22 protein-coding genes and 1 pseudogene are annotated in these 23,662 nt (G+C 70.8%); 18 read left to right on the top strand and 5 right to left on the bottom strand.

What is annotated here, in order from left to right:
- Position 1: 1 nt before the first annotated feature.
- Positions 2-895, bottom strand: coding sequence for a glycine--tRNA ligase subunit alpha (gene glyQ, locus BN940_RS15980; protein ID WP_043684612.1), 894 nt, complete (start codon positions 893-895; stop codon positions 2-4).
- A gap of 103 nt (positions 896-998) precedes the next feature.
- Between glyQ and BN940_RS15975 the strand changes: the two genes are divergently transcribed.
- The 3 genes from BN940_RS15975 to BN940_RS15965 all read left to right on the top strand — a co-directional run bounded on the left by BN940_RS15975 (position 999) and on the right by BN940_RS15965 (position 3,627).
- Positions 999-1,766 (top strand): crotonase/enoyl-CoA hydratase family protein, encoded by a 768-nt coding sequence (locus tag BN940_RS15975; protein ID WP_043687787.1) that lies wholly within the window; start codon positions 999-1,001, stop codon positions 1,764-1,766.
- A gap of 74 nt (positions 1,767-1,840) precedes the next feature.
- Positions 1,841-2,659, top strand: a complete 819-nt coding sequence (locus BN940_RS15970) for an HpcH/HpaI aldolase/citrate lyase family protein (RefSeq protein ID WP_043684610.1) — start codon at positions 1,841-1,843, stop codon at positions 2,657-2,659.
- Positions 2,656-3,627, top strand: coding sequence for a thymidylate synthase (locus BN940_RS15965; protein WP_043684607.1), 972 nt, complete (start codon positions 2,656-2,658; stop codon positions 3,625-3,627). Before BN940_RS15970 ends, BN940_RS15965 begins: the two co-directional genes overlap by 4 nt.
- 111 nt (positions 3,628-3,738) lie before the next feature.
- Here the strand turns inward: BN940_RS15965 and BN940_RS15960 are convergent, their stop codons facing one another.
- Positions 3,739-4,161: an OsmC family protein gene (locus BN940_RS15960; RefSeq protein ID WP_043684604.1), complete on the bottom strand. Its 423-nt coding sequence runs from the start codon at positions 4,159-4,161 to the stop codon at positions 3,739-3,741.
- A gap of 216 nt (positions 4,162-4,377) precedes the next feature.
- On the opposite strand from BN940_RS15960, the gene BN940_RS15955 reads away from it, so the two are divergent.
- The 6 genes from BN940_RS15955 to coq7 are packed head-to-tail and all read left to right on the top strand — an operon-like array spanning position 4,378 to position 9,383.
- Entirely contained in the window at positions 4,378-6,051 is a 1,674-nt protein-coding gene (locus BN940_RS15955) for a cbb3-type cytochrome c oxidase subunit I (protein ID WP_043684602.1), read from the top strand.
- 2 nt (positions 6,052-6,053) lie between these two features.
- Positions 6,054-6,683, top strand: a complete 630-nt coding sequence (locus BN940_RS15950) for a cbb3-type cytochrome c oxidase subunit II (RefSeq protein WP_043684599.1) — start codon at positions 6,054-6,056, stop codon at positions 6,681-6,683.
- Positions 6,680-7,261, top strand: a complete 582-nt coding sequence (locus BN940_RS15945) for a c-type cytochrome (protein ID WP_043684597.1) — start codon at positions 6,680-6,682, stop codon at positions 7,259-7,261. Before BN940_RS15950 ends, BN940_RS15945 begins: the two co-directional genes overlap by 4 nt.
- Before the next feature lie 18 nt (positions 7,262-7,279).
- Positions 7,280-7,966: an SCO family protein gene (locus BN940_RS15940; protein ID WP_148304995.1), complete on the top strand. Its 687-nt coding sequence runs from the start codon at positions 7,280-7,282 to the stop codon at positions 7,964-7,966.
- A gap of 12 nt (positions 7,967-7,978) precedes the next feature.
- Positions 7,979-8,647, top strand: a complete 669-nt coding sequence (locus BN940_RS15935; RefSeq protein WP_242404215.1) for a hypothetical protein — start codon at positions 7,979-7,981, stop codon at positions 8,645-8,647.
- A gap of 43 nt (positions 8,648-8,690) precedes the next feature.
- On the top strand, positions 8,691-9,383 hold the full coding sequence (gene coq7 / locus BN940_RS15930) for a 2-polyprenyl-3-methyl-6-methoxy-1,4-benzoquinone monooxygenase (RefSeq protein ID WP_084330739.1): 693 nt from the start codon (positions 8,691-8,693) through the stop codon (positions 9,381-9,383).
- A 319-nt stretch (positions 9,384-9,702) separates the two neighbouring features.
- Here coq7 and BN940_RS15925 read toward each other — a convergent pair whose 3' ends face one another.
- Positions 9,703-10,392, bottom strand: coding sequence for a MarC family NAAT transporter (locus BN940_RS15925; protein WP_043684594.1), 690 nt, complete (start codon positions 10,390-10,392; stop codon positions 9,703-9,705).
- Between the two features lie 193 nt (positions 10,393-10,585).
- Positions 10,586-11,386 carry an IclR family transcriptional regulator gene (locus tag BN940_RS15920; protein ID WP_043684591.1) on the bottom strand — a complete coding sequence of 267 codons (801 nt, stop codon included), beginning with the start codon at positions 11,384-11,386 and terminating at the stop codon, positions 10,586-10,588.
- 196 nt (positions 11,387-11,582) lie between these two features.
- Here BN940_RS15920 and gabD point away from each other — a divergent pair, with 196 nt between their 5' ends.
- The 9 genes and pseudogenes from gabD (at position 11,583) to BN940_RS20265 (ending at position 22,996) form a co-directional block, all read left to right on the top strand.
- The gene (gene gabD / locus BN940_RS15915) at positions 11,583-13,037 is read left to right on the top strand and encodes an NADP-dependent succinate-semialdehyde dehydrogenase (protein ID WP_043684589.1); all 1,455 of its coding nucleotides are present in this window, start codon (positions 11,583-11,585) and stop codon (positions 13,035-13,037) included.
- 208 nt (positions 13,038-13,245) lie between these two features.
- On the top strand, positions 13,246-14,328 hold the full coding sequence (locus BN940_RS15910; RefSeq protein WP_043687778.1) for an MraY family glycosyltransferase: 1,083 nt from the start codon (positions 13,246-13,248) through the stop codon (positions 14,326-14,328).
- A gap of 57 nt (positions 14,329-14,385) precedes the next feature.
- Positions 14,386-15,660, top strand: coding sequence for a Vi polysaccharide biosynthesis UDP-N-acetylglucosamine C-6 dehydrogenase TviB (gene tviB / locus BN940_RS15905; protein WP_043684586.1), 1,275 nt, complete (start codon positions 14,386-14,388; stop codon positions 15,658-15,660).
- A 9-nt stretch (positions 15,661-15,669) separates the two neighbouring features.
- The gene (locus BN940_RS15900; protein ID WP_043684583.1) at positions 15,670-16,695 is read left to right on the top strand and encodes an SDR family oxidoreductase; all 1,026 of its coding nucleotides are present in this window, start codon (positions 15,670-15,672) and stop codon (positions 16,693-16,695) included.
- Positions 16,696-16,738: 43 nt separating this feature from the next.
- The gene (gene murJ / locus BN940_RS15895) at positions 16,739-18,085 is read left to right on the top strand and encodes a murein biosynthesis integral membrane protein MurJ (RefSeq protein ID WP_148305067.1); all 1,347 of its coding nucleotides are present in this window, start codon (positions 16,739-16,741) and stop codon (positions 18,083-18,085) included.
- A 77-nt stretch (positions 18,086-18,162) separates the two neighbouring features.
- Entirely contained in the window at positions 18,163-19,263 is a 1,101-nt protein-coding gene (locus BN940_RS15890) for a glycosyltransferase family 4 protein (protein WP_043687775.1), read from the top strand.
- A gap of 101 nt (positions 19,264-19,364) precedes the next feature.
- Positions 19,365-20,483, top strand: a complete 1,119-nt coding sequence (locus BN940_RS15885) for a glycosyltransferase (protein ID WP_043687772.1) — start codon at positions 19,365-19,367, stop codon at positions 20,481-20,483.
- Positions 20,483-21,601 (top strand): annotated as a pseudogene (locus BN940_RS20270) (glycosyltransferase); the annotation flags it as partial. The gene BN940_RS15885 and the pseudogene BN940_RS20270, both read left to right, overlap by 1 nt.
- 279 nt (positions 21,602-21,880) lie before the next feature.
- Positions 21,881-22,996 (top strand): glycosyltransferase, encoded by a 1,116-nt coding sequence (locus tag BN940_RS20265; RefSeq protein ID WP_043687770.1) that lies wholly within the window; start codon positions 21,881-21,883, stop codon positions 22,994-22,996.
- A gap of 81 nt (positions 22,997-23,077) precedes the next feature.
- On the opposite strand, the gene hpaR is transcribed toward BN940_RS20265, so the two are convergent.
- Positions 23,078-23,551, bottom strand: a complete 474-nt coding sequence (gene hpaR / locus BN940_RS15875) for a homoprotocatechuate degradation operon regulator HpaR (RefSeq protein WP_043684576.1) — start codon at positions 23,549-23,551, stop codon at positions 23,078-23,080.
- Positions 23,552-23,662 lie beyond the last annotated feature (111 nt).

Raw genomic sequence — 23,662 nt, 5'->3', positions numbered from 1 at the left:
ATCACGCGACCTCCCGCAGCATGGGGAAGCCCAGGCGTTCGCGCGCGTCGTAGTAGGCCTGCGCCACCGAGCGGGACAGGGCGCGGATGCGGCCGATGTAGGTGGCGCGCTCGGTGACGCTGATGGCGCCGCGCGCGTCGAGCAGGTTGAAGGTGTGGGCGGCCTTGAGGGTGGCCTCGTAGGCGGGCAGGGCGAGCGGGACTTCGATCAGGCGCCTGGCCTCGGCCTCGTAGTCGTTGAAGTGGGCGAACAGCATGGCGGTGGAGGCGATCTCGAAGTTGTAGGTGGACTGCTCGACCTCGTTCTGGTGGAACACGTCGCGGTAGTACACGGGCGTGCCGTCCGGGCCCTGGGTCCAGACCAGGTCGTAGACCGATTCCACGCCCTGCAGGTACATGGCCAGGCGCTCCAGGCCGTAGGTGATTTCGCCCATGGTGGGGTTGCAGTCCAGCCCGCCGACCTGCTGGAAGTAGGTGAACTGGGTGACTTCCATGCCGTTGAGCCAGACTTCCCAGCCCAGGCCCCAGGCGCCCAGCGTGGGATTTTCCCAGTCGTCCTCGACGAAGCGGATGTCGTGCTGCTGCGGATCGATGCCCAGCGCGCGCAGGGAGCCGATGTACAGGTCCAGGATGTCGAGCGGCGCGGGCTTGAGCACGACCTGGAACTGGTAATAATGCTGCAGCCGGTTGGGGTTTTCGCCGTAGCGCCCGTCCTTGGGGCGGCGCGAGGGCTGCACGTAGGCCGCGCGCCAGGGTTCCGGGCCGATGGCGCGCAGGAACGTGGCGGTGTGCGAGGTGCCGGCCCCGACTTCCATGTCGTAGGGCTGCAGCAGGGCGCACCCCTGGCGATCCCAATATTGCTGGAGCGATAAAATCAGTTGTTGGAATGTGAGCATGGCGTGGCGGGCCAGGCCCGCGATGGTTGTGTCGTCCGATGAACGCGGCCTGGGCCGCGTCCGGAACGGCCATTTTATCCACTTCTCTTTTTTCGGAGAAAACATGAGCGATTGCCTCGACGTGCAGCGCCTGGACGGCGTGCTGATCATGCAGCTCAACCGGCCCCAGGCGCGCAACGCGATCAACCTGGAGACCGCCCAGGCCCTGGCGGCGGCCCTGGACACCCTGGACAGCGATCCGGACCTGCGCCTGGGCGTGCTGACCGGCTCCGGGGGAAACTTCTGCTCCGGCATGGACCTGAAGGCCTTCGCCGCGACCGGCCAGCGCCCCTACGTGGGCAAGCGCGGCTTCGCCGGCCTGTGCGAACAGCCGCCCGCCAAGCCGCTGATCGCCGCCGTCGAAGGCTATGCGCTGGCCGGCGGCTGCGAGCTGGTGCTCGCCTGCGACCTGGTCGTGGCGGCGCGCGACGCGCGCTTCGGCCTGCCCGAGGTCCGGCGCGGTCTGGTGCCGGGCTCGGGCGGCATGCTGCGCCTGCCCTCGCGCATTCCCTACCACGTCGCCATGGAGGCCGTGCTCACGGGCGAGCCCTTCGGCGCCGAGCGCCTGCACCAGCTGGGCCTGGTCAACCGCCTGGCCGAGCCCGGCGCGGCGCTGGACGAAGCCCTGGCCATGGCGCGCGCCATCGCCGCCAACGGTCCGCTGGCGGTGCGCACGGCCAAGTCCATCATCGCGCAGTCGCGCAACTGGCGCCCCGACGAAATGTTCGAGCGCCAGCGCCCGCTGATCGCCCACATCTTCACCTCCGAGGATGCCCGCGAGGGCGCGACCGCCTTCGCCGAGAAGCGCCCGCCGGCCTGGAAGGGACGCTGAGGGCCGGGGCGGCCGGGGCCGTTTGCCGATATGATGAAACGATGAACGACGAAGTTGCACGAAGGGGGTTTTCCATGCATGACACATCGATGCGTTCGGCGCTGTTCGTGCCGGCCAGCCGGCCGGAGCGCATACCCAAGGCGGTCGCCAGCGGCGCGGACGCCGTGATCGTCGACCTGGAGGACTCCGTCGCGCCCGAGGCCAAGGCCGGCGCGCGCGACGCGCTGGCGCGCCACGCCCAGGCGCATCCCGGCGACCGCCTGTGGGTGCGCATCAACGACGGCACCACGCCCTGGTTCGAGGACGACCTGGCCCTGTGCCGCTCGCTGCCCTCGGTCGCCGGCATCGTCCTGCCCAAGGCCGAGGCGCCCGAGCACGTCTACAGCGTGTCCGGCGCGGGCAAGCCGCTGATCCCGGTGATCGAATCCGCCGCCGGGCTGCAGGCGCTGGACCGCATCGCCGAGGCCCACGGCGTGGCGCGGCTGTCCTTCGGCATCCTGGACCTGATGGTGGAATTCGGCACCCGGCCGGGCACCGACGCGGCCCGCTTCGTGCTGGACCAGATCCGTTTCCGGATCCTCGCGGCCAGCCGCATGCACGGGCTGGGGGCGCCGCTGGACTGCGTGCACCCCGACTTCACCGACCTGGACGCCCTGGAGCGGTCGGCCGTGTTCGCGCGCGACATGGGCTTCGGCGGGATGCTGTGCATCCATCCGGCGCAGGTGCCCGTGGCGCATCGCATCTATCGGCCGCTGCCCGAGGAGATCGATTGGGCGCGCCGGGTGGTGGACCATGCCGACTCGACCGGCGAATACGCCTTCCGCCTGGACGGCCGCATGGTGGACCTGCCGCTGATCGAACGCGCCCGGCGCATCCTGGAACGCTCCGCATGAAGGCCTACCTGGACCTGGTCCGCTCGATCTTCGAGCAGGGCGCCTGGCAGGAGAACCGCACCGGCGTGCGCACCCTGAGCCTGCCGGGCGCCTGCCTGCGCTTCGACCTGCGCCAGGGCTTTCCCGCCGTCACCACCAAGCGCCTGGCCTTCAAGTCGGCCATGGGCGAGCTGGTGGGTTTCCTGCGCGCGGCCGACAGCGCGGCGGACTTCCGCGCGCTGGGCTGCCGCGTCTGGGACCAGAACGCCAACGAGAACCGCGCCTGGCTGGACAGCCCCTGGCGCGACGGCCCCGACGACCTGGGGCCGGTCTACGGCGTGCAGTGGCGCCAGTGGCCGGCCTACAAGCTGCTGCCGGCCGACGCCGCCGCGCGCATCGAGGCCGCGCGGGCGCAGGGCTACCGCCTGATCGGCCCGGTGCAGGACCAGGGCCGGCCGCACGTGCTGCTCTACAAGGCCGTGGACCAGCTGCGCGCCTGCCTGGACGCGCTGATCCGCGACCCGGGCAGCCGGCGCATCCTGTTCCATGGCTGGAACTGGGCCCAGCTCGATGAAATGGCCCTGCCGCCCTGCCACCTGCTGTACCAGTTCCTGGCCAATCCGGCCACGCGCGAACTGTCGCTGTGCCTGTACATCCGCAGCAACGACGTGGGCCTGGGCACGCCGTTCAACCTGGCCGAGGGCGCGGCCCTGACGCACCTGGTGGCGCGCCTGACGGGCTACGAGCCGCGCTGGTTCACGTATTTCATCGGCGACGCGCACATCTACGAGACCCACGTGGAGATGCTGCGCGAGCAGCTGCGCCGCGACCCGCTGCCGGCGCCGCGGCTGCGCCTGTCGGACCGCATCCCGGCGTACGCCGACACCGGCCGCTACGAGCCCGAATGGCTGGAGCGCCTGGAGCCGGGGGATTTCGCGCTCGAAGACTACCGCCACCACCCCCCGCTGACGGCGCCGATGGCGGTGTAGGAGGGGCTTGCCTGCGGCGATCCCGTCCGACGGACGCCCCCCGCCGGAACAGGCTGCGAACAGTCCCGCCGGGGGGTATCCGCCGTCCTGACGAAGGAGACCCGCGCCGTCTCAGGCGGCGACGATCTCGATCGAGTGCGTGATCTCGGCCGTCTTTTCCAGCATGGCGATGGCCGAGCAGTACTTCGTGTGCGACAGTTCCACCGCGCGCTCCACGGCGGCGGCGGGCAGGTCGTGGCCCGTGACCCGGAACGCGTAGTGGATCTTGGTGAAGACCTTGGGCTCGGTGTCGGCGCGCTCGGCCGTCAGGGCGACCTGGCAGCCCGTCACGGCATGGCGGCCGCGCTTCAGGATCAGCACCACGTCGTAGGCGGCGCAGCCGCCGGCGCCGGAGAGCACGGTTTCCATCGGCCGGGGGGCCAGGTTGCGGCCGCCGCCGTCAGGGGCGCCGTCCATGGCCAGGACGTGGCCGCTGCCGGTGCGGGAGATGAACAGCATGCCCTCGGGGCCCTGCCAGTCGATGGTGCATTCCATGATGAGTCTTTTTCCTGTGGATGGCCTGGCGGACCGGCACCGCGGGACGGCGCGCCGGCGCCACGGCCGGGCGTGATGTCCGTACCACGATTAGGGTAATTCAGGCTTGATATTCTCGCGTAGATTTATCATAGATCAAATCTATGCCTACAATAGCGGGTTGCCGGGGCCGGTTTTCGGCCCTTGCGCGTCTTTTTGTCCTTCATCGGAAGCGCCGTGGATACCGTCACCGTTTTACTCCTGACCTTCATATTATCCGTCACCGGCCTGGGTGTCTTCATCTGGTCCCTCAGGCGGAACATGTTCGACAACAATCCCGAGGCCGCCGGGGTGATCTTTTCCACCGGCGAGATCGGCCACGTCGAGGATCCCTCCGCCACGCCGGAGCAGCGGGCCGGCCTGCAGAAGGTCGTCACCGACGGCGGCAAGGCCGTCGTCGATCCGTCCCTGGCCGACAAGCTGAAGAAAGAACTCGTCGACCGCCTGGAGGCCGACCAGTCGACCGCCTACGTCACCTTCACCTTCCTGTGCTGTGCCATCGTCTGGCTGGTGCTGGCCTCGACCTTCGGCCTGATCAGCTCGATCAAGCTGCACAATCCCGAATTCCTGACGCAATACGCCTGGCTCACCTTCGGCCGCACGCGCACGCTGCACCTGAACATGGTGGCCTACGGCTGGTGTCCGATGGCGGCCTTCGGCGTGGCGATCTGGATGCTGCCGCGCCTGCTGAAGACGCGCCTGTACGGCGGACGCTTCGCGCTGCTGGGCTGCATGCTCTGGAACGCCGGCCTGATCGCCGGCCTGGGCAGCATCGCCGTGGGCATCAACGACGGCCTGGAGTGGCTGGAAATCCCCTGGCAGATCAGCATCCTGCTGGTGCTGGGCGGCGCCCTGATCGCGCTGCCGCTGGTGTTCACCCTGCGCAACCGCAAGGTCGAGCACCTGTACGTGTCGATCTGGTACATGGGCGCGGCGCTGTTCTGGTTCCCGGTGCTGTACCTGGTGGGCAAGGTGCCCGGCGTGCACTTCGGCGTGGAGCAGGCCACCATGAACTGGTGGTTCGGCCACAACGTGCTGGGCCTGTACTACACGCCGATCGCCCTGGCCTCGGTGTACTACTTCCTGCCGAAGATCATCGGCCGTCCGATCCAGTCCTACAACCTGTCGCTGATCGGCTTCTGGGCGCTGGCCTTCTTCTACGGCCAGGTCGGCGGCCACCACCTGGTCGGCGGCCCGGTGCCGCACTGGCTGATCACGCTGTCGATCGTGCAGTCCATGATGATGATCATCCCGGTGCTGGCCTTCTCGGTGAACCAGCACCTGACGATGCGCGGCCACTTCAAGACCATGTACTACTCGCCCACGCTGCGCTTCATCGTGCTGGGCGCCATGATGTACACCCTCAGCTCCTTCGAGGGCTCCTTCGAGGCGCTGCGCAGCGTCAGCACGGTGGCGCACTTCACCCACTTCACCGTGGCGCACGCGCACCTGGGCCTGTACGCCTTCTTCTCCATCGTGATGTTCGGCGCCATCTACTTCGTGATGCCGCGCGTCATGTCCTGGGAATGGCCGCATCCCAAGCTCATCATCGTGCACTTCTGGCTGGTGGCCCTGGGCATCGGCATCTATTTCGTCAGCCTGTCCATCGGCGGCTGGCTGCAGGGCCTGGCGATGCTGGACGCGACCAAGCCCTTCATGGACTCCGTGCGGGTCACGATGCCCTACCTCGAAGGCCGCACGGTGGGCGGCGCCATGATGACCCTGGGCCATCTGGTGTTCGCCGTCCACTTCGTGCAGATGGCCCTGCGCTACGGCACGCGCCGCGTGGGTCCCGCCCTGTTGCACAACCGCAAATCCTCGCCTGAGCCTCAGGCATTCGCAGGTGCCTGATCATGGAAAGCGAATACAAACTCCTCAGCGGCGCGATGGTGACCCTCGCGCTGGCCACCGCCACCCTGGTCGTGCTGCCCTACATGCAGCTGTCCGACGTGCCGCCCTCCGAAGGCCTGAAGCCCTATACGGAGCAGCAGTTGCGCGGGCGCCAGGTCTACATCGAGATGGGCTGCGTCTACTGCCACTCGCAGCAGCCGCGCAGCCAGTCCCAGGCGCCGGACTTCCAGCGCGGCTGGGGCCGCGCGCCGGTCGCGGGCGATTACTACTACGACCGTCCGCACCTGCTGGGCACCATGCGCACCGGGCCGGACCTGTTCAACATCGGCGCGCGCCAGCCCAGCGTGGACTGGAACCTGGGCCACCTGTACGAGCCGCGCGCCTACACGCCGGGCAGCAACATGCCGTCCTTCCCCTTCCTGTTCAAGCTCAAGGACAAGGCCGAGCCGGGCGACAAGGTCGTCAACCTGCCGCCCAGCTTCGCGCCGGTCGGCAAGGTCGTGGTGGCCACGCCCGAGGCCCTGGATCTGGTGGATTACCTGATCGGCCTGGATCACACCTATCCGGTCAACCCCGGCTCGCAGTTGCCGGAACTGCCCAAGCAGGCCGGCGGTGAAGGAGCGAAGCAATGAGCGAGTCCCGATTCAACCAGCAGCGCCGCGAGCAGCCCGAGCCGCACGAGGGCAGCCGTCCGGTTCCCAAGATCGTCCTGACGGTCATCGGCCTGCTGCTGCTGTGGGCGGTGGTTCACCTGTATACCAGCTTCAATCCGATGCCCGCGTCCGTGGGCGACGATCGCGTCGCGGCCGACTTCGCCGTGCCGGCGACGGCCGACGGCGGCCAGCTCTACACGGCCAACTGCGTGGCCTGTCACCAGGCCAGCGGCGCCGGCGTGCCGGGCGTGTTCCCGCCGCTGTCCAAGTCCGAATGGGTGGACGCGGGCGATCCGGGCATCATGATCCGCATCCTGCTGCACGGCATCCACGGCCCGCTGACGGTCGAGGGCGCCCAGTACAACGGGGAAATGCCGAACTTCGCCAAGTTCTCCGACGAGGAGATCGCCGCCCTCGTGACCCACGTGCGCTCCAGCTTCGGCAACGCCGCCTCGGCCGCCGACGCCAAGACGGTCGCCCAGGTGCGCGAGGAAACCAAGGGTCAGCAAGGCCCCTGGAAGGGCGACGAGGACCTGCGGCCCCTGCTGGGCAAGTAGCCCGGGCGGAGAGCCGGCGTGCGCTGGATCCTCGCGCTGGCGCTGGCCCTGGCGGCCGGCCTGGGGGCGCTGTACGGCCTGACCGGCGGCTTCACCGTCCTGACGGCCGAGGCCGCGCGCCGCCAGGACGTGGCCCGGCATCCCCGGGCGATTCCGGCCGCCGAGGTCCTGGCCGGGGACGGCCGGGTCCTGGACCTGGACCGGGAGCTGCGCCGCGACGGGCGCGTCGCCCTCGTCAATTTCTTCTACACCCGCTGCCTGGCCCTGTGCCTGGCGCAGGGTTCCCTGACCGAGCGCCTGCAGCAGGCCATCGAGGCGCGCGGACTGCAGGACCGCATCCGGCTGATCAGCATCAGCTTCGATCCGCGCGACCGGGCGCCGGACCTGGCGCGCTACGCGGCGCGCATGGGCGCCGATCCGGCCGTCTGGCAATTCCTGTCCTTCGCCCGCCCCGCGCAGCGCGATGCCGTGCTGGCGCTGTTCGGCATCACGGTCGTGCCGGCGCCCCTGGGCGAGTTCGAGCACAATGCCGCCTTCCACGTCGTGACGCCCGACGGCCGCCTGGCGCGCGTCTTCGACCTGGACGACCCCGGCCTGGCCCTGAGCGCGGCAGAGGATGAGGCCGGACGCGGGCCAGTCCCCGCGGCCCGGCCTGCGCCCGGCGAACCGGAGCGGCCCGCGGGCCGCGACGCGGGCGGCGTGTAGCGAGGACGCATCATGAATACGCCTTCCCCGACGCCCATCGGCCCGGCCGGCCCGCCGGACGCCGCCCTGCCTTCCGGGGGCGGCCGGCGTCCGCCCGGGCCGCTGGCCTGGGGGATCGCCGCCCTGGCCTGCCTGGGCCTGGCCATGGGGTTGCGCGCGCCGCTGACGGCGCTGATGAGCCTGCACATGCTGGTCCAGATCCCGCTGCTGGCGCTGGCGGGCCTGTTCGCCGAGCAGGCGTGGCGCGCCGGCCGTCCGCCGCCGGCCGGCGGCGCGGGCGCGCGTCCGGCCTGGTCCTATAATGAATACGGCATGCCCGGCCTGCTGCTGGTCAGCCTGGTCGGGGCGGGCTGGATGATCCCCAAGGCGCTGGACGACGCCCTGACGGACTGGCGCGTGGCGGCGTTCAAGTACCTGGGCCTGCCGCTCTGCGGCTGGGTGCTGCGGGCCTCGCTGCGGCGCGCCAACGTGGTCATCAAGCTCTTTTTCCTGGGCAATTTCTGCTGGATGAGCGCGATCGTGGGCATGATCTACCTGGACCAGCCCATCCGCCTGTGCAACGCCTATCTCCAGGACGACCAGGACTGGTCGGGCCGGGGGCTGATCGCCCTGGCCATCGTCCTGCCGTCGTGCTGGCTGCTGGCCGAGCTCAAGCCGGTCTGGCGCTTCCTCAACCGTTGAAAAAGGATTTCTCATGGAACAGGCGACATACGGAGCAGGGGGCATGGAGCCCGCCGCCGGCGCGGACGGCGGCCGTGGCGCGGCGCCGGGCTGGCGCCGCCGGATGGGCCGGCTGGACGCGGTCCTGGCCGAAGCCGGCCGCGCGCTGCGGGTGCTGGACGGCTCCGTCTCCCACGAGCGGGCCAATCCCGCGGGGCCGTCCGCGGCCGACGATCCCGTGCTGTCGGACGCCGAATCGCGCCACACCGCCGGCCTGATGCGGGTCAACCACGTGGGCGAGATCTGCGCCCAGGCCCTCTACCGCGGCCAGGCGCTGCTGTGCCGCGACGAAGGCATCCGCCGGGTGCTGCTGCGGGCGGCCGAAGAGGAAGTCGATCACCTGGCCTGGTGCCGGCAGCGGCTGGACGAACTCCACAGCCGCCCCAGCCTGCTCAATCCCCTGTGGTATGCCGGGGCCTTCGGCCTCGGGCTGCTGGCCAGCCGCGCCGGGATTCCCTACAACCTCGGCTTCATGGCCGAGACCGAGCGCCAGGTCGAGGAGCACCTGGACGGTCACCTGAGCGCCCTGCCGGACCGGGACCGGCGTTCGCGGCGGATCGTCACGCAGATGCGCGACGACGAGATCGGCCACCGCAACACCGCCGAAGACCACGGCGCGGCGCCCCTGCCCGCGCCGGTGCGGGGCGCCATGCGGCTGATGTCCAAGGTCATGACCACCACGGCCTACCGGATCTAGCCAGGAAACCGGCGGATCCGGCTAGGGACTTACCCTTGTTTGTGATCAGAAAACGACAAAACACTGGGTATTGTCTATTGACAACAAATTGATCTTGCATCGCAGCAAGTTTTTTCTATATAATTTGCTTATCGGATGTCGAAACGTGATTGCAGCGGGAAAACCCCTAATCACGGCGGCTCGGAACCCAGGTTCCTCGCAGCCCGACATGCCCCGGTTGTCTCCTCCACCCTCCTCCTTTGGTGGATTTAGCCCAGGATCTTCGGATCTTGGGCTTTTTTTTTACCCGGATGTCCGATCCCGCCGGCGCCTGGGGCGCCTAGGCCACGCCGTATTGCTGGATGATCTCCAGGACGCCGTTGATGACGAACTGGACCGCCATGCAGACCAGCAGGAAGCCCATGACGCGCGAGATGGCCTCGACGCCGCCCTGGCCGATCACGGCCACGATGCGTCCGGCCGAGCGCAGGCAGACCCAGAACAGCAGGCCCAGCAGGGCGAACACGAGGACCGGCGTGGCGGCCAGCACCCACGGCGCGAACCCCTGCCTCGCCGCCGCATCGACCGACGTCGCGCCGCTGATGATCATGGCGATGGTGCCCGGCCCGGCGGTGCCGGGCATGGCCAGCGGCACGAAGGCGATGTTGGGCACCTGCCGGCCGCCCTGCGCGCCGGCGGCGTCGGCGTCGGCCGCCGAGGGGCTGGGGCCGGTCGACGGGAGCACCATGCTGAAGCCGATGCTGGCCACGATCAGCCCGCCCGCGATGCGCAGCCCGGGAATCGAGATGCCGAAGGTATGCATGATCCAGGCGCCGGCGTAATAGGTCACCATCATGATGCCGACCACGTAGAACGCCGCCTGGGTGACCTGCCGCCTGCGTTCCTGATAGGGGATGTGCTGGCCCAGGGACAGCAGCAGCGTCATGGAGGTCAGCGGATTGGCCAGGGGGAGCATCAGGGCGAGACCCAGGCTCGTCAGCGTGGCCAGCTGGATCAGGTCGTCGATCATGGCGTGTCGTGTGGAACGGCGTGAGGCCCATTGTAGAAAAGAAACGGGCCGGCCATCGATGGCAGGGGTGGCCATCGACGGAAGGTGGCCATGGGAGGCGGCCATCCATGGGAGGCGGTTATCGACAGGCGGCCGCCGGAGGGCGCCCGCCAAGGCCTCGCGCAGGCATCGCGCGCGAGGCCCGCCTCACCGGTCACGGCCTGCGCCAGGCTCCCAGGCGCTCGGACAGGCGGTCGGCCAGCTTGCGGATGGCCTGCCCGGCGCGTTCTTCGAGCGCCGGGTTGGCCTCCAGCGAACGGATGCTGACGGCCACGCCCGCCACGGCTTCGGGGTGGTGCGAATCGAAGACGGGGGCGCCGTAGCAGTACATGCCCTCGCGCACCCATTCGCGGTCGGTCGAATACCGCCGCTGGCGGATCCGCCGCAGTTCGTCGATGACCGCTGCGGTGTCGCGCAGGCCGTGGTCGGTGAGGGGGACGGGCCAGCCCCCGGGCAGGCCGTCCAGCAGCTTGCGCACGCTGGCGTCCGGCAGGGTGCTGAGCATGGCCAGGCCGGTGGCGGTGTAGACCGCCGGCAGCCGCATGCCGGCGTGGAACCGCAGCCCCAGGGGGTGCTGGCCGTTGCGGCAGGCGATGTACACGACCTCGGCGCCGTCGCGCACCGACAGCGTGATGGTTTCTTCCGGCAGGACGCGCATGTCGTCCCAGGACGCGAAGAATTCCTGCGTGATGTCCAGCCGCGCCATGAAGGCATTGGCCCACATCATCACGTGCGGCCCCAGCGTCATCTGGCCGCCGTCCAGCCGCGTGATCAGGTTCAGCTGTTCCAGCGTGGCGCACAGGCCGTGCAGGCTGCTCTTGGGCAGCTGCAGCGCCCGGGCCAGTTCGGCCAGGGTGGCGGGACGGCCGCTGCGGGCCAGCAGATCCAGCACGGCGGAGGCGCGGGCGACGGCCGGCGCGAGGATGCGTTCGGGGGATGCTGGGTCGGCGCTCATGGGATCGGGAAATCGGGAAATCGGGGGCTCGGGAGATCGGGCCATCGGCGCGGGAGGGGCGGTGGCCCCCGCCGGGATGTGCCGGACACGGCCCGCCGGGGCGGATTGACGCCGGGCGACGTGGGCCGGTATGATCGAATTTGTTCATTCCAACAAACACCGTTCATTATATTGAACGATCAATCGGAGCACAAGCATGCTGACATTGAAAAAGCCGGGCCTGCTTCGCCAGCAGGCCTATGTCAACGGTCAATGGTGCGACGCGGATTCCGCCGGCACTATCGACGTCCGCAATCCGGCCACGGGCGAAGTCCTGGGCACCGTGCCCCGCATGGGCGCGGCCGAGACGCGCCGCGCCATCGAGGGCGCCCAGGCCGCCTGGGGCGCCTGGCGCGCGATGACCGCCAAGGAGCGCGCGGCCATCCTGCGGCGCTGGTTCGATCTGATGACCGAGCACGCCCAGGACCTGGCCGTGATCATGACGGCCGAGCAGGGCAAGCCGCTGAGCGAGTCCCGGGGCGAAATCGCCTACGGCGCCGCGTTCCTGGAATGGTTCGCCGAAGAAGGCAAGCGCGCCTACGGCGACGTGATCCCCACCTTCGCCCGGGACCGCCGGGTGGTCGTCACCAAGGAACCCATCGGGGTCTGCGCCGCCATCACGCCCTGGAATTTCCCCTCGTCCATGATCACCCGCAAGGCGGGCGCGGCCTTGGCGGCGGGCTGCCCGCTGGTCGTCAAGCCGGCCGAACAGACGCCCTTCTCGGCGTTGGCCCTGGCGGTGCTGGCGGAAGAGGCCGGGGTGCCGGCGGGCGTGTTCTCCGTCCTGACCGGGGATGCCGCCGCCATCGGCGGCGAGATGACCTCCAGCCCGCTCGTGCGCAAGGTCTCCTTCACCGGTTCCACCGAGGTCGGCCGCCTGCTGATGCGCCAGTGCGCCTCCTCGATCAAGAAGCTGTCCCTGGAACTGGGCGGCAACGCGCCCTTCATCGTGTTCGACGATGCCGACCTGGACGCCGCCGTGGAAGGGGCCATCGCCAGCAAGTACCGCAATGCCGGGCAGACCTGCGTGTGCACCAACCGCTTCTACGTGCAGGACTCGGTCTACGACGCCTTCAGTCGCAAGCTGGTGGAAGCCGTCGGCAAGCTGCGGGTCGGCAACGGCCTGGAGGACGGCGTCACCCAGGGCCCCCTGATCGACGAGGCCGCCGTGGCCAAGGTCCAGGAGCACATCGCGGATGCCGTCGCCCACGGCGGGCGCATCCTGGCCGGAGGGCGGCCCCATGCCCTGGGGCATACGTTCTTCGAGCCCACGGTGCTGGCCGATGCCCTGCCCACGATGAAGCTCGCCCGCGAGGAAACCTTCGGCCCGCTGGCGCCGCTGTTCCGCTTCGGCGACGACGCCGACGTCATCCGCATGGCCAACGACACCGAATACGGCCTGGCCGCCTATTTCTACAGCCGCGACATCGGCCGGGTGTGGCGCGTGGCCGAAGCGCTGGAATACGGCATGGTGGGCATCAACACCGGGCTGATCTCCAACGAGGCCGTGCCCTTCGGCGGGGTCAAGCAGTCCGGCCTGGGCCGCGAGGGCTCGCACTACGGGCTGGACGACTATCTGGTCGTCAAGTACCTGTGCATGGGCGGCCTCTGACCCCCTGACCGCCCGCGCCAGCCCGCGCCCGCGCGGGCTGGCGCGGGGCCGGCGGGCCGCCGGGCCCTTTTGTTGCATCTGTATCCGCAGCGCCGCGCCACAAGTTACAAAATTGGCCGATAATCTCGTTTTGCCCAACGGGATCGACTTGAACGCCGCCAATCTGTCCGCCACGCTCAGCTGGCCCCTCATCGGGATCGTGGCCTTCATGGTAGGAGGCCTGATCGTCGTGTCGGAGCGCTGGCACGGCCGCCTGACGGGCGATACGGACATGCACAAGCCCCAGGCCATGCATGCCCACGCGGCGCCCCGGGTGGGCGGGCTGGCGGTGGTGGCGGGCAGCCTGGCGGGCCTGCTGGTGCTGGGCCCCAGCAACATGACCCTCACCTGGCTGTGGCCGGCGCTGTTCGTCTCGGCGCTGCCGGTGTTCGTCGCCGGCCTGCTCGAAGACATCACCAAGGACATCGGCTCCGGCAAGCGCCTGCTGGCGGCCTTCGTGTCGGCCGCCATCGCCTGGTGGCTGCTGGGCGGCGTCTCGCGCGTGGGCCTGTCGTGGGCCGACGCGCTGCTGTCGGCCTGGCCGATCATCTCGCTGCTGTTCACCATGGTGGCGGTGGGCGGCTGCACGCACGCCCTGAACATCATCGACGGCATGAACGGCCTGGCGGGCATGATCGCCACCCTGATGGCGGTGTCGCTCGCCCTGGTCGCCTGGCAGGTCCAGGACATCCCCATCTTTCTCATCGCCACCTCGCTGGCGTCCGCGACCCTGGGCTTCCTGGTCTGGAACTTCCCCTTCGGCCGGGTGTTCCTGGGCGACGGCGGGGCGTATTTCGTCGGCTTCATGCTGGCCGAGCTGGCCGTGCAGCTGGTGGTGCGCAATCCCGGGGTGTCGCCCTTCTACGCCCTGGCCGTGCTGTTCTATCCGGTCTTCGAGACCCTGTTTTCCATCTGGCGCCGCAAGTTCAAGCGCGGCGTGCCGGTCGACCAGCCCGACGCGCTGCACCTGCACCAGCTCGTGTTCCGCCGCCTGGTGCGCGTCACCTTCAGCCGGGACCGCCGCCACGCGCTGCCGGCGCTGTGCAACGCCATGACCTCGCCCTACCTGTGGGTGCTGGCCCTGATCGGGCTGGTGCCCGCCACGCTGTGGTGGGACAACGCCTGGCTCCTGTGCCTGAGCATGGGGGTCTTCGCCGCGGTCTACATCTGGCTGTACATCCGCCTGGTCACCTGGCGGCGGCCGCGCTGGCTGCTGCTGCCGTCCCTGGGCCGGGGCGTGCGGCGCGACTGAGCGCGGCGCGATTAAAATTCCATCCTGTCCAATCGGCATGATGCCGGGGAGAACCAAATGAACATTCAGGACGTCCGTCTGGCCGTCGTCGGTCTGGGATACGTGGGCCTGCCGCTGGCGGTCGAATTCGGCAAGCACCGCGACGTGCTGGGCTTCGACATCAACACGCGGCGCATCGAGGAACTGCGCGCCGGACGCGACCACACCCTGGAAGTCGACGGCCCCGAACTCGCCCAGGCCAGGCACCTGCGCTATTCGTCGGACCCCGCCGAGCTGGCCTCCGCCAACGTGTTCATCGTCACCGTCCCTACGCCCATCGACGAGTACAAGCAGCCGGACCTGACGCCCCTGGAGCGCGCCAGCGAAACCATCGGCCGCGTGCTCAAGCGCGGCGACATCGTCATCTACGAATCCACGGTCTACCCCGGCGCCACGGAAGAAGTCTGCGTGCCGGTGCTGGAGCGCATCTCCGGCCTTCGCTTCAACGTCGATTTCTACGCCGGCTACAGTCCCGAGCGCATCAACCCGGGCGACAAGCAGCACCGCGTCTCCACCATCCGCAAGGTCACCTCGGGCTCCACGCCCGAAGTCGCCGACCTGGTCGACGCGCTGTACCGCCAGATCATCACGGCGGGCACGCACAAGGCGCCCTCGATCAAGGTCGCCGAGGCCGCCAAGGTCATCGAAAATACCCAGCGCGACGTGAACATCGCCCTGATCAACGAACTGGCGCTGATCTTCAACCGCCTGGGCATCGACACGCTGGACGTGCTCGAAGCCGCCGGCACCAAATGGAATTTCCTGCCCTTCCGTCCGGGCCTGGTGGGCGGCCACTGCATCGGCGTCGATCCCTACTACCTGACCCACAAGGCGCAGTCCATCGGCTATCACCCGGAAATCATCCTGGCCGGCCGCCGCCTGAACGATTCCATGGGCAGCTACGTGGTGTCGCAGCTGGTCAAGGCCATGACCAAGCGCCGCATCCAGGTGCAGGGCTCGCGCGTGCTGGTGATGGGCCTGGCCTTCAAGGAAAACTGCCCCGACCTGCGCAACACCCGCGTGGTGGACATCGTGCGCGAGCTGGGCGAATACAGCATCGAGGTGGACGTCTACGATCCCTGGGTCGATCCGGCCGAGGCGCGGCACGAATACGGCATCACGCCGGTGGCCCAGCCGGCCGCGGGCGCCTACGACGGCATCATCCTGGCCGTGGCGCACCACCAGTTCGCCGCCATGGGGGCCGCCGCGCTGCGCGCGCTGGGCAAGCCCGAGCACGTGCTGTACGACCTGAAATACGTGCTCGCCGCCGGCGAGTCCGATCTGCGCCTCTGAGGTTCCGGCATGACATCCCGCTACGAATCCGTCCTCGCCGAACTGCGGGCGCAGCCCCGCACCTGGCTGGTGACGGGCTGCGCCGGCTTCATCGGCTCCAACCTGCTGGAAGCGCTGCTGGGCCTGGACCAGGCCGTCGTCGGCCTGGACGACTTCTCCACCGGCTACCAGCGCAACCTGGACGAGGTCGAGTCCCGCGTCGGCCCCGCGCGCTGGGCGCGCTTCCGCTTCATCGAGGGCGACATCCGCGACCTGGACACCTGCCGGCAGGCGGTCAAGGGCGTGCGCCACGTGCTGCACCAGGCGGCGCTGGGCTCGGTGCCGCGCTCGCTGCACGACCCGCTCACCACCAACGCGGTCAACGTCGGCGGCCAGCTCAACATGCTGGTGGCGGCGCGCGACGCCCAGGTCGAATCCTTCGTCTACGCGGCCTCCAGCTCCACCTACGGCGACCATCCCGGCCTGCCCAAGGTCGAGGACCAGATCGGCAAGCCGCTGTCGCCCTACGCCGTCACCAAGTACGTCAACGAGCTGTACGCCGACGTCTTCGCGCGCGCCTACGGCTTCAAGGCCGTCGGCCTGCGCTATTTCAACGTCTTCGGCCAGCGCCAGGACCCGGACGGCGCCTATGCGGCCGTGATCCCGAAATGGGTGTCGGCCATGATCCGCGACCAGGAAGTCGTGATCAACGGCGACGGCGAGACCAGCCGCGATTTCTGCTACATCGACAACGTCGTCCAGGCCAACGTGCTGGCGTCCCTGGCCGGCCCGGAAGGCGTCAACCAGGTCTACAACGTCGCCTTCAACGCCCGCACCTCGCTCAACCAGCTCTTCGAGCTGCTGCGCGACATCCTGGGGCGCAACGGCGTGGCCTACGCGCGCGCGCCGCGCCACGGCGATTTCCGCGCGGGCGACGTGCGCCATTCCCAGGCCGACATCGCCAAGGCGCGCGGCCTGCTGGGCTACGACCCCCAGTTCGACATCCTGCGGGGCCTGGAGGTCGCCATGCCCTGGTACGTCCGGTTCCTGCGTTGACCGGGGACGTGCGGACCGGATCCTCGTTTGCGAGGCTGACGTGATCGCGCCGCTCAAGCGCCGGCTGGCGGGCCTGCACGCCGACCACCGCCGCATCGCCCTGGGCGCGGCCCGCGTCGCCTTCTTCCTGCTGATGGGCAAGGCGGTGGGCGCGGTCAAGGAAATGGCGGTGGCCTACCGCTACGGCGTCAGCGACGCGGTGGACGCCTACCAGTTCACCCTGACGATCGCCAACTGGCTGCCGGTGACGCTGGTCGGGGCCTGTTCCGTGGTGCTGATCCCGGCCCTGGTGCGCAGCCGCCAGGGGGAACCGGCCCTGCACGGCCGCTTCCTGGGCGAGCTGCAGGCCTGGGCCTGGGCGCTGGGCGCCGCGGCGGCCGTCCTGCTGGGGCTCGCCTGGCCGATGGTCCTGGACGTGGCGGGGCAGGGCCTGTCGCCCGCGGTGCGCGACATGAGCCTGCTGCTGATCCTGGGCTTCGCGCCGGCCGCCTTCTTCACGATCTGGACCGGGCTGGGCGCGGCGCGCCTGCGGGCGCACGAGCGCCACATCAACACCCTGCTCGACAGCGTGCCGGCCCTGGCGATCCTGGTCTGCGTGCTGGCCGCGCCCGCGGGCGCGGGCATCCTGCCGCTGCTCTGGGGCACGCTGCTGGGCTACGCCATCCAGGCCGTCTGGCAGGACGCCCTGGCGCGGCGCGCGGACCGCGTCCCGATGCGGCCGCGCCTGAGCCGGCACGCGCCGCAATGGTCCAGCCTGGCCGCCGCCGCGGGCATCATGCTGGTCGGCCAGCTGGCCATGAGCTTCGTCGGCCCCATCGACCAGTACACGGCCGCCGGGCTGGGTGCCAACGCCAACGCCACCCTGGGCTACGCGGCGCGGCTGCTGTCGCTGATGATCGGGCTGGGGGCGGCCTCGGTCGGCCGCGCGGCCCTGCCGGTGCTGGCCGACATCCAGGCGCGCGGCGACGCGGCGCACGCCCGCGCCATGGCGCTGAAATGGTCGTTCGTCCTGCTGGCGCTCGGCGCCTGCGTGGTGCTGGCCGGCTGGTGGCTGGCGCCGTGGCTGGTGTCGCTGCTGTTCGAGCGCGGCGCCTTCACGGCGCAGGACACGATCGCCGTGGCGCACGTGCTGCGCTGGGGCATGCTCCAGCTGCCGTTCTATTTCGGCGTGCTGATCCTGGTGCAACTGCTGGCCAGCCAGAACCGCTACGGCTGGATGGCCGCGATCGCCGTCCTGAATTTCGGCCTCAAGGCCTGGATGAACACCGTGCTCGCGCCTTCCATGGGCGCGGCGGGCATCATGCTGGCGACCGCCCTGATGTACGCCCTGTCCTACGTCTGCTACCTGGGCCTGGCCTGGCGCGTGCGGCCATCGGGGGAGGCGCCATGAACGCGCCGGAGCGCCCCCTGCGCGAATCCGGCGGCGCGCCGCCCGCAGCCGGGCCGGCCGCCGACCGGATCGATCTGATGATCGTCATCCATTCGCTGCGCGGCGGCGGCGCCGAGCGCGTGGCCGTGGACCTGGCCGCCGCCTGGCGGGCGCGCGGCTGCCGGGTGATGATCGTGACCCAGACGGACGACCGCCAGGACGCCTATCCGCTGCCCGACGGCGTGCGGCGCCACGCCCTGGGGCTGGCCGGCGAGAGCGCGGGCCCGCTGGGCGCCCTGTGGGGCAACCTGCTGCGGGTCGCGGCGCTGCGCCGGCTGGTGCGCCGCCACCGTCCGGCCGTGGTGCTGGGCATGATGACCCGGGGCTCGGTGCTGGCCGTGCTGGCCGCGCGCGGGCGCAGCCGCGTGATCGCCACCGAGCACGCCCATCCGCCCAGCCTGCCGCTGCCGGCGTTCTGGGAACGGCTGCGCCGCTGGACCTACCCGCGCGCCGACGCGGTCATCGCCCTGACCCGCGGGACGGCGCAGTGGCTCGACGCGCACCTGCCCGGGGTGCGCGCCCAGGTCATCCCCAATGCCGTGCGCTGGCCGCTGGCCGACGGCGAGCCCGTGCTGGAGCCGCCGCCCGCGCCCGGCCGGCGCCGGCTGCTGGCCGTGGGCCGGCTGCATCCTGTCAAGGGCTTCGACGGCCTGCTGCGGGCCTTCGCCCAGCTGGCGGGGCCGTTTCCCGACTGGGACCTGACCATCCTGGGCGAGGGCGAGCAGCGCGGGGAACTCGAAGCCCTGCGCGACGGACTCGGCCTGGCCGGGCGCGTCAGCCTGCCGGGGCGCGTGGGCAACATGGCGGCCTGGTACGGCGCCTCGGACCTGTACGTGCTCAGTTCCCAGGCCGAGGGCCTGTCCAACACCCTGATCGAGGCCATGGCCTGCGGCCTGCCGTGCGTGGCCACCGATTGCGACACCGGTCCGCGGGAAATCATCCGCGAGGGCCTGGACGGCCTGCTGGTCCGGCCGATCGACGATCCGGACGCCCTGGCGGCCGGCCTGGCGACGCTGATGGCCGATGCCGGCCTGCGGGCGCGGCTGGCCGGCCGCGCCGTCGACGCGCGCGACCGCTTCGGCACCGCGCGCATCATGGCCTTGTGGGAACAGGTGTTCCAGGGCCGGAGGGTGAACTAGTGTCCCGTCCCGATGCGCATGAATGCGTGTCCCGTTCCGGGGCCGATGCGCGCGCCGCCGGGCCGGGGCGCCCCCGGCGCATCCTGTTTCTCGTCAGCTCCATGCACGGCGGCGGCGCCGAGCGCGTGGCCGCCACCCTGGCCAACGCCTGGGCGCGGCGCGGCGACGAAGTCACCCTGGTGTGCTGCTATTCCGGACGCGGGCGCTGCGACCAGGTCCTGGACCCGGCCGTGCGCCTGCTGTGGCTGGCCGACCGGGTGCGCGGCCCGGCCTGGCTGCGGCCCGTCGCCAAGCTCGCCGCCCTGCGGCGCCTGGCGCGGGAATGCCGGCCCGACCGGGTGCTGTCCTTCCTGACCAACGTCAACGTGACGGCGCTGCTCGCCCTGCGCGGCCTGGGCCTGCCCATCGTCGTCGGCGAACGCACCGATCCGGCCCACAGCGTCAACCTGGAACCCGTCCTGCGCCGGCTGCGGCGCTGGACCTATCCCTGGGCGCGCCGCGTCGCCGTGCAGACCCGCCGCGGCGCGGTCCACCTGCTGCGGGTCGCGCCGGGCGTGCGCCGCCTGGCGGTGATCCCCAATCCGCTGCCCGACGGCCTGCCCGCGTGCCGCGTCCGGGAGCCGGCGGGGCCGCGCTACACGCTGGCCGCGCTGGGGCGCTTCAATCCCGTCAAGCAGTTCGACCGGCTGATCGAGTGCTTCGCCGCGCTCGCCCCGCAGTGCCCGGACTGGGACCTGTGCATCTGGGGCGACGGCGCCCAGCGCGACGCCTGCCTGCGGCGCGTCCGCGAACTGGGGCTGGAATCCCGCATCCGGCTGCCCGGCTTCAGCCGGACCCCCTGGGAGGACCTGGCCGCGGCCCATGCCTTCGTGCTGAATTCCCGCGTCGAGGGCTTCCCCAACGCGCTGCTCGAAGCCATGGCCCTGGGCCTGCCCTGCGTGGCGACGGACTGCCCCTCGGGGCCGTCGGAGCTGACGCTGGGCGGCCGCCTGGCCGAGCTGGTGCCCCTGGACGACGAGGCGGCCCTGGGCGCGGCCCTGCTGCGGGTGATGCGTGCCGCCCCCGCCGAGCGCGAGGCCCGCGGCCGGGCGGCGGCCGGGTCGGTGCGGTCCCGCTACGGGCTGGACGCCGTCCTGCGGGCCTGGGATGATGCCTGGACGGAGGCGGACGGGACGATCGGCGCGGCGGACGGGGACGATGCGCCCCGCCCGGCGCCTTGATGCCGCCCGATGGCTCCGATGGTCGAGGAAACCTCATGAATGGAAACGAAGCGGGCCTGCCCGCCACTCCCTCGCCGGACGGCGAGTCCGCGCCCGCGGCGCAGCAGGCCTCTGCGGCGCGGCAGGCCCCCCTGCAAGTCATGCACGTGATTTCCGGCCTGCTGCACGGCGGCGCCGAGACCGTGCTGTTGCGCCTGGCCACGGCCCCGGGCGGCACGGTCCGGCACACGGTGGTGTCCATGCGCGGCGAAGGCGTCATGGGCGCGCGGCTGCGCGCGGCCGGCGTCGAGGTGGTCTGCCTGGACATGCAGGGCTGGGCCGGCGGCCTGCGGGGCCTGTGGCGGCTCTACCGGCTGCTGCGCGAGCGCCGTCCCGACGTGGTGCAGACCTGGATGTACCACGCCGACCTGATCGGCGGCCTCGCGGCGCGCCTGGCCGGCATCCGCGCCGTGGCCTGGGGCGTGCGCAATTCGGGCGTCAGCCTGGGCGAGAGCAGCCGCTCCTCCCGTATCGCGGCCTGGGCCTGCGCGCGGGTGTCGGCCTGGGTGCCGGGTGTCATCGTCGCCTGCGCGCGCAAGGCGGCCGAGGTCCACCGGGCCTGGGGCTACCGCGCCGACCGGGTGCTGGTGGTGCCCAACGGCTACGACCTGGACGTCTGGCATCCGGATGCGGCAGGCGCTGCCGAACTGCGCGCCCGCTGGGGCGTGCCCGAGGGCGCGCCGCTGCTGGGCAGCGTGGCGCGCTGGAATCCCCTGAAGGACCATGAAAACCTGCTGGCGGCGCTGGCCCTGTGCGTGCGCGCCCATCCGGACCTGCGCTGCGTGCTGATCGGGCTGGGCATGTCGCGCGACAACGCCGAACTGATCGCCCTGGCGCGGCACTACGGCCTGCTGGACCACCTGATCTTCCTGGGGCGGCGCGACGACGTCCCGGAACTGATGCGGGCGCTGGACATCCACGTGCTGTCGAGCAAGGCCGAAGGCTTTCCCAACGTGGTCTCCGAGGCCATGGCCTCCGGCGTGGCCTGCGTGGTGACCGACGTGGGCGACGCGGCGGACATCGTGGGCGAACATGGCTGGGTGGTGCCGCCGGGCGACGCGGTGGCCCTGGCGGGCGCCATCGACCAGGCGGCGCGCGCGGTGCGCGAGCCGCAGTGGCCGGCGCGGCGCGACGCGGCGCGCGCCTCCGTCGAACGGCGCTACAGCCTGCAGGCCATGGTGGAGCGCTACGAGACCGTCTGGCGCCGGCTGGCCGCCGATTTCCCGGCGGGCGGGGCGGGGCGGCCGACGGCCGTCGGTCCGGCCGATTCCGCGGCGTCCCGCGACGCCGCCGGGGCAGCAGGGGCCAGGACCACGGCGCAGGCGAGTGCGGCGCCGGCGGGCGGTCCGCCCCCCCGGCTGCTCTTCTTCATCACCAATCCGGCGTTCCTGCTGTCGCACCGGCTGCCGGTCGCCCTGGCCGCCCGGGACGCGGGCTACGAAGTCCACGTCGCGTCCATGGGCGGGCCGGCGGTGGCGCAGATCGAGGCGCTGGGCCTCGCGCACCACGTCCTGCCCCTGTCGCGCACCAGCATGCGGCCCTGGACCGAGGCCCGCAGCCTGTGGGCGGTCTGGCGCCTGTTCCGCCGGCTGCGGCCCGGCCTGGTGCACGCCGTCACCCTCAAGTCCGTGCTCTACGGCGGCATCGCCGCGCGCCTGGCCGGCGTGCCCGCCTACGTCGCGGCGATTTCCGGCCTGGGCTACGTGTTCATCCAGGGATCGGGCGTGCGCGGCGTCCTCAAGCGCCTGGCCCTGGTCCTGTACCGCCTGGCCCTGGGGCACCCGAACAGCCGGGTGATCTTCCAGAACACCGCCGACCGCGACGTGCTGGAGCGGGCCGGCGCCGTGCGCCCCGGCCAGGCGGTGCTGGTGCGCGGCTCGGGCGTCGATCTGGACCGGTTCGCGCCGCGGCCCTGGCCCGCAGGGCCCGTGACCGTCGCGATGGCCAGCAGGCTGCTGCACGACAAGGGCGTGCGGGAATTCGTCGAGGCGGCCCGGATGTCCGCGGCGCGCGGCGACGGGCTGCGCTGGCGCCTGGCCGGCAGCCTGGATCCGGACAATCCCGCGTCGGTGACGGTCGGGGAGCTGGAAGCCTGGCGCGCGGAAGGCGCGATCGAGTACGTGGGCGAATGCGCGGACGTCGCCGGCTTCTACGCCCAGGCCCACATCGTGACGCTGCCGTCCTACCGCGAGGGTCTGCCCAAGTCCCTGATCGAGGCGGCCGCCTGCGGCCGGCCGGTGGTGACCACCGACGTGCCGGGCTGCCGGGATGCGATCGAGTCCGGCGTCAGCGGCGTGCTGGTGCCGCCCCGGGACGCGCGCGCCCTGGCCGACGCGGTCGCGGCCCTGGCGCGGGACGAGGCCTTGCGCGTCCGCATGGGCGCCGCGGGCCGGGCGCTGGCGGAGCGCGATTTCGGCCTGGACCGGATCGTCCGGGCGCACCTGGACGTGTACCGGGCCCTGGCCGGACGGTGATCCGCGCCGCGCCGGCCCGCGTGCCGCCGCCCCGCGCTGCGTGACCCGGCGCGCCGCCGGCGGGGCGTGCGGCGCGCGGCTTCAGTCTTCCGTATCCAGCGGCGGCAGCTCGACGGCCGGAACCCGGTCCAGCGGCGCGCTCAGCAGGCGGTCGATCTGGGCGTAGGTCTGGTCGATGAGGTCGCGCCCGATGGCGGCCTCGATCAGCTGGTACTGGGCCTCGACCAGCGGGGCGATCCGGTCGTAGACCGCCTCGCCCTGCGGCGTCAGGCTGATGATGATCCGGCGCTGGTCGTGCGGCGCGCGCTCGCGCACCACCAGTTCCTGCATCTGCATCCGGTTCAGCACGCCGACCATGCTCGGGCTGAGGATCTGGCAGGCGTCGCACAGCTGATTGGGTTCCAGGGGACCCTGCTCGCGCAGGCTGCGCACGATCCGCCATTGCTGCTCGGTCAGGCCGTAGTGCGTCAGGATTCCCCGGAAATGCCCCAGCAGCGCATCGCGTGCCTTCAGCAGCAGTTGCGGCAGGTTGCGGTGGATTTTCGGTGTGCTCATGTGTCTCCCGTTCCCAGGGTGGTTTCCATACTTGACTTGCTAATATGTTAGCTTTATAGTGGCTGAAAATAACAATAACATGTTAGTGAATCCTTGGCTGTATCCAGCCGA

Source organism: Castellaniella defragrans 65Phen (assembly GCF_000612685.1).
Classification (GTDB): domain Bacteria; phylum Pseudomonadota; class Gammaproteobacteria; order Burkholderiales; family Burkholderiaceae_B; genus Castellaniella; species Castellaniella defragrans.
This window is presented reverse-complemented; position numbering and strand designations above follow the sequence as displayed.

Coding starts and splice junctions, on each gene's coding strand:
- hpaR (WP_043684576.1), bottom strand. CDS start 23,551: ATGAGCACACCGAAAATCCACCGCAACCTGCCGCAACTGCTGCTGAAG.
- BN940_RS15925 (WP_043684594.1), bottom strand. CDS start 10,392: ATGATCGACGACCTGATCCAGCTGGCCACGCTGACGAGCCTGGGTCTC.
- BN940_RS15960 (WP_043684604.1), bottom strand. CDS start 4,161: ATGGAATGCACCATCGACTGGCAGGGCCCCGAGGGCATGCTGTTCATC.
- BN940_RS15965 (WP_043684607.1), top strand. CDS start 2,656: ATGAAGGCCTACCTGGACCTGGTCCGCTCGATCTTCGAGCAGGGCGCC.
- tviB (WP_043684586.1), top strand. CDS start 14,386: ATGAACATTCAGGACGTCCGTCTGGCCGTCGTCGGTCTGGGATACGTG.
- BN940_RS15975 (WP_043687787.1), top strand. CDS start 999: ATGAGCGATTGCCTCGACGTGCAGCGCCTGGACGGCGTGCTGATCATG.
- BN940_RS15910 (WP_043687778.1), top strand. CDS start 13,246: ATGGTAGGAGGCCTGATCGTCGTGTCGGAGCGCTGGCACGGCCGCCTG.
- BN940_RS15890 (WP_043687775.1), top strand. CDS start 18,163: ATGATCGTCATCCATTCGCTGCGCGGCGGCGGCGCCGAGCGCGTGGCC.
- BN940_RS15970 (WP_043684610.1), top strand. CDS start 1,841: ATGCATGACACATCGATGCGTTCGGCGCTGTTCGTGCCGGCCAGCCGG.
- BN940_RS15885 (WP_043687772.1), top strand. CDS start 19,365: ATGCACGGCGGCGGCGCCGAGCGCGTGGCCGCCACCCTGGCCAACGCC.
- BN940_RS15945 (WP_043684597.1), top strand. CDS start 6,680: ATGAGCGAGTCCCGATTCAACCAGCAGCGCCGCGAGCAGCCCGAGCCG.
- BN940_RS15900 (WP_043684583.1), top strand. CDS start 15,670: ATGACATCCCGCTACGAATCCGTCCTCGCCGAACTGCGGGCGCAGCCC.
- gabD (WP_043684589.1), top strand. CDS start 11,583: ATGCTGACATTGAAAAAGCCGGGCCTGCTTCGCCAGCAGGCCTATGTC.
- coq7 (WP_084330739.1), top strand. CDS start 8,691: ATGGAGCCCGCCGCCGGCGCGGACGGCGGCCGTGGCGCGGCGCCGGGC.
- BN940_RS15935 (WP_242404215.1), top strand. CDS start 7,979: ATGAATACGCCTTCCCCGACGCCCATCGGCCCGGCCGGCCCGCCGGAC.
- glyQ (WP_043684612.1), bottom strand. CDS start 895: ATGCTCACATTCCAACAACTGATTTTATCGCTCCAGCAATATTGGGAT.
- BN940_RS15950 (WP_043684599.1), top strand. CDS start 6,054: ATGGAAAGCGAATACAAACTCCTCAGCGGCGCGATGGTGACCCTCGCG.
- BN940_RS15920 (WP_043684591.1), bottom strand. CDS start 11,386: ATGAGCGCCGACCCAGCATCCCCCGAACGCATCCTCGCGCCGGCCGTC.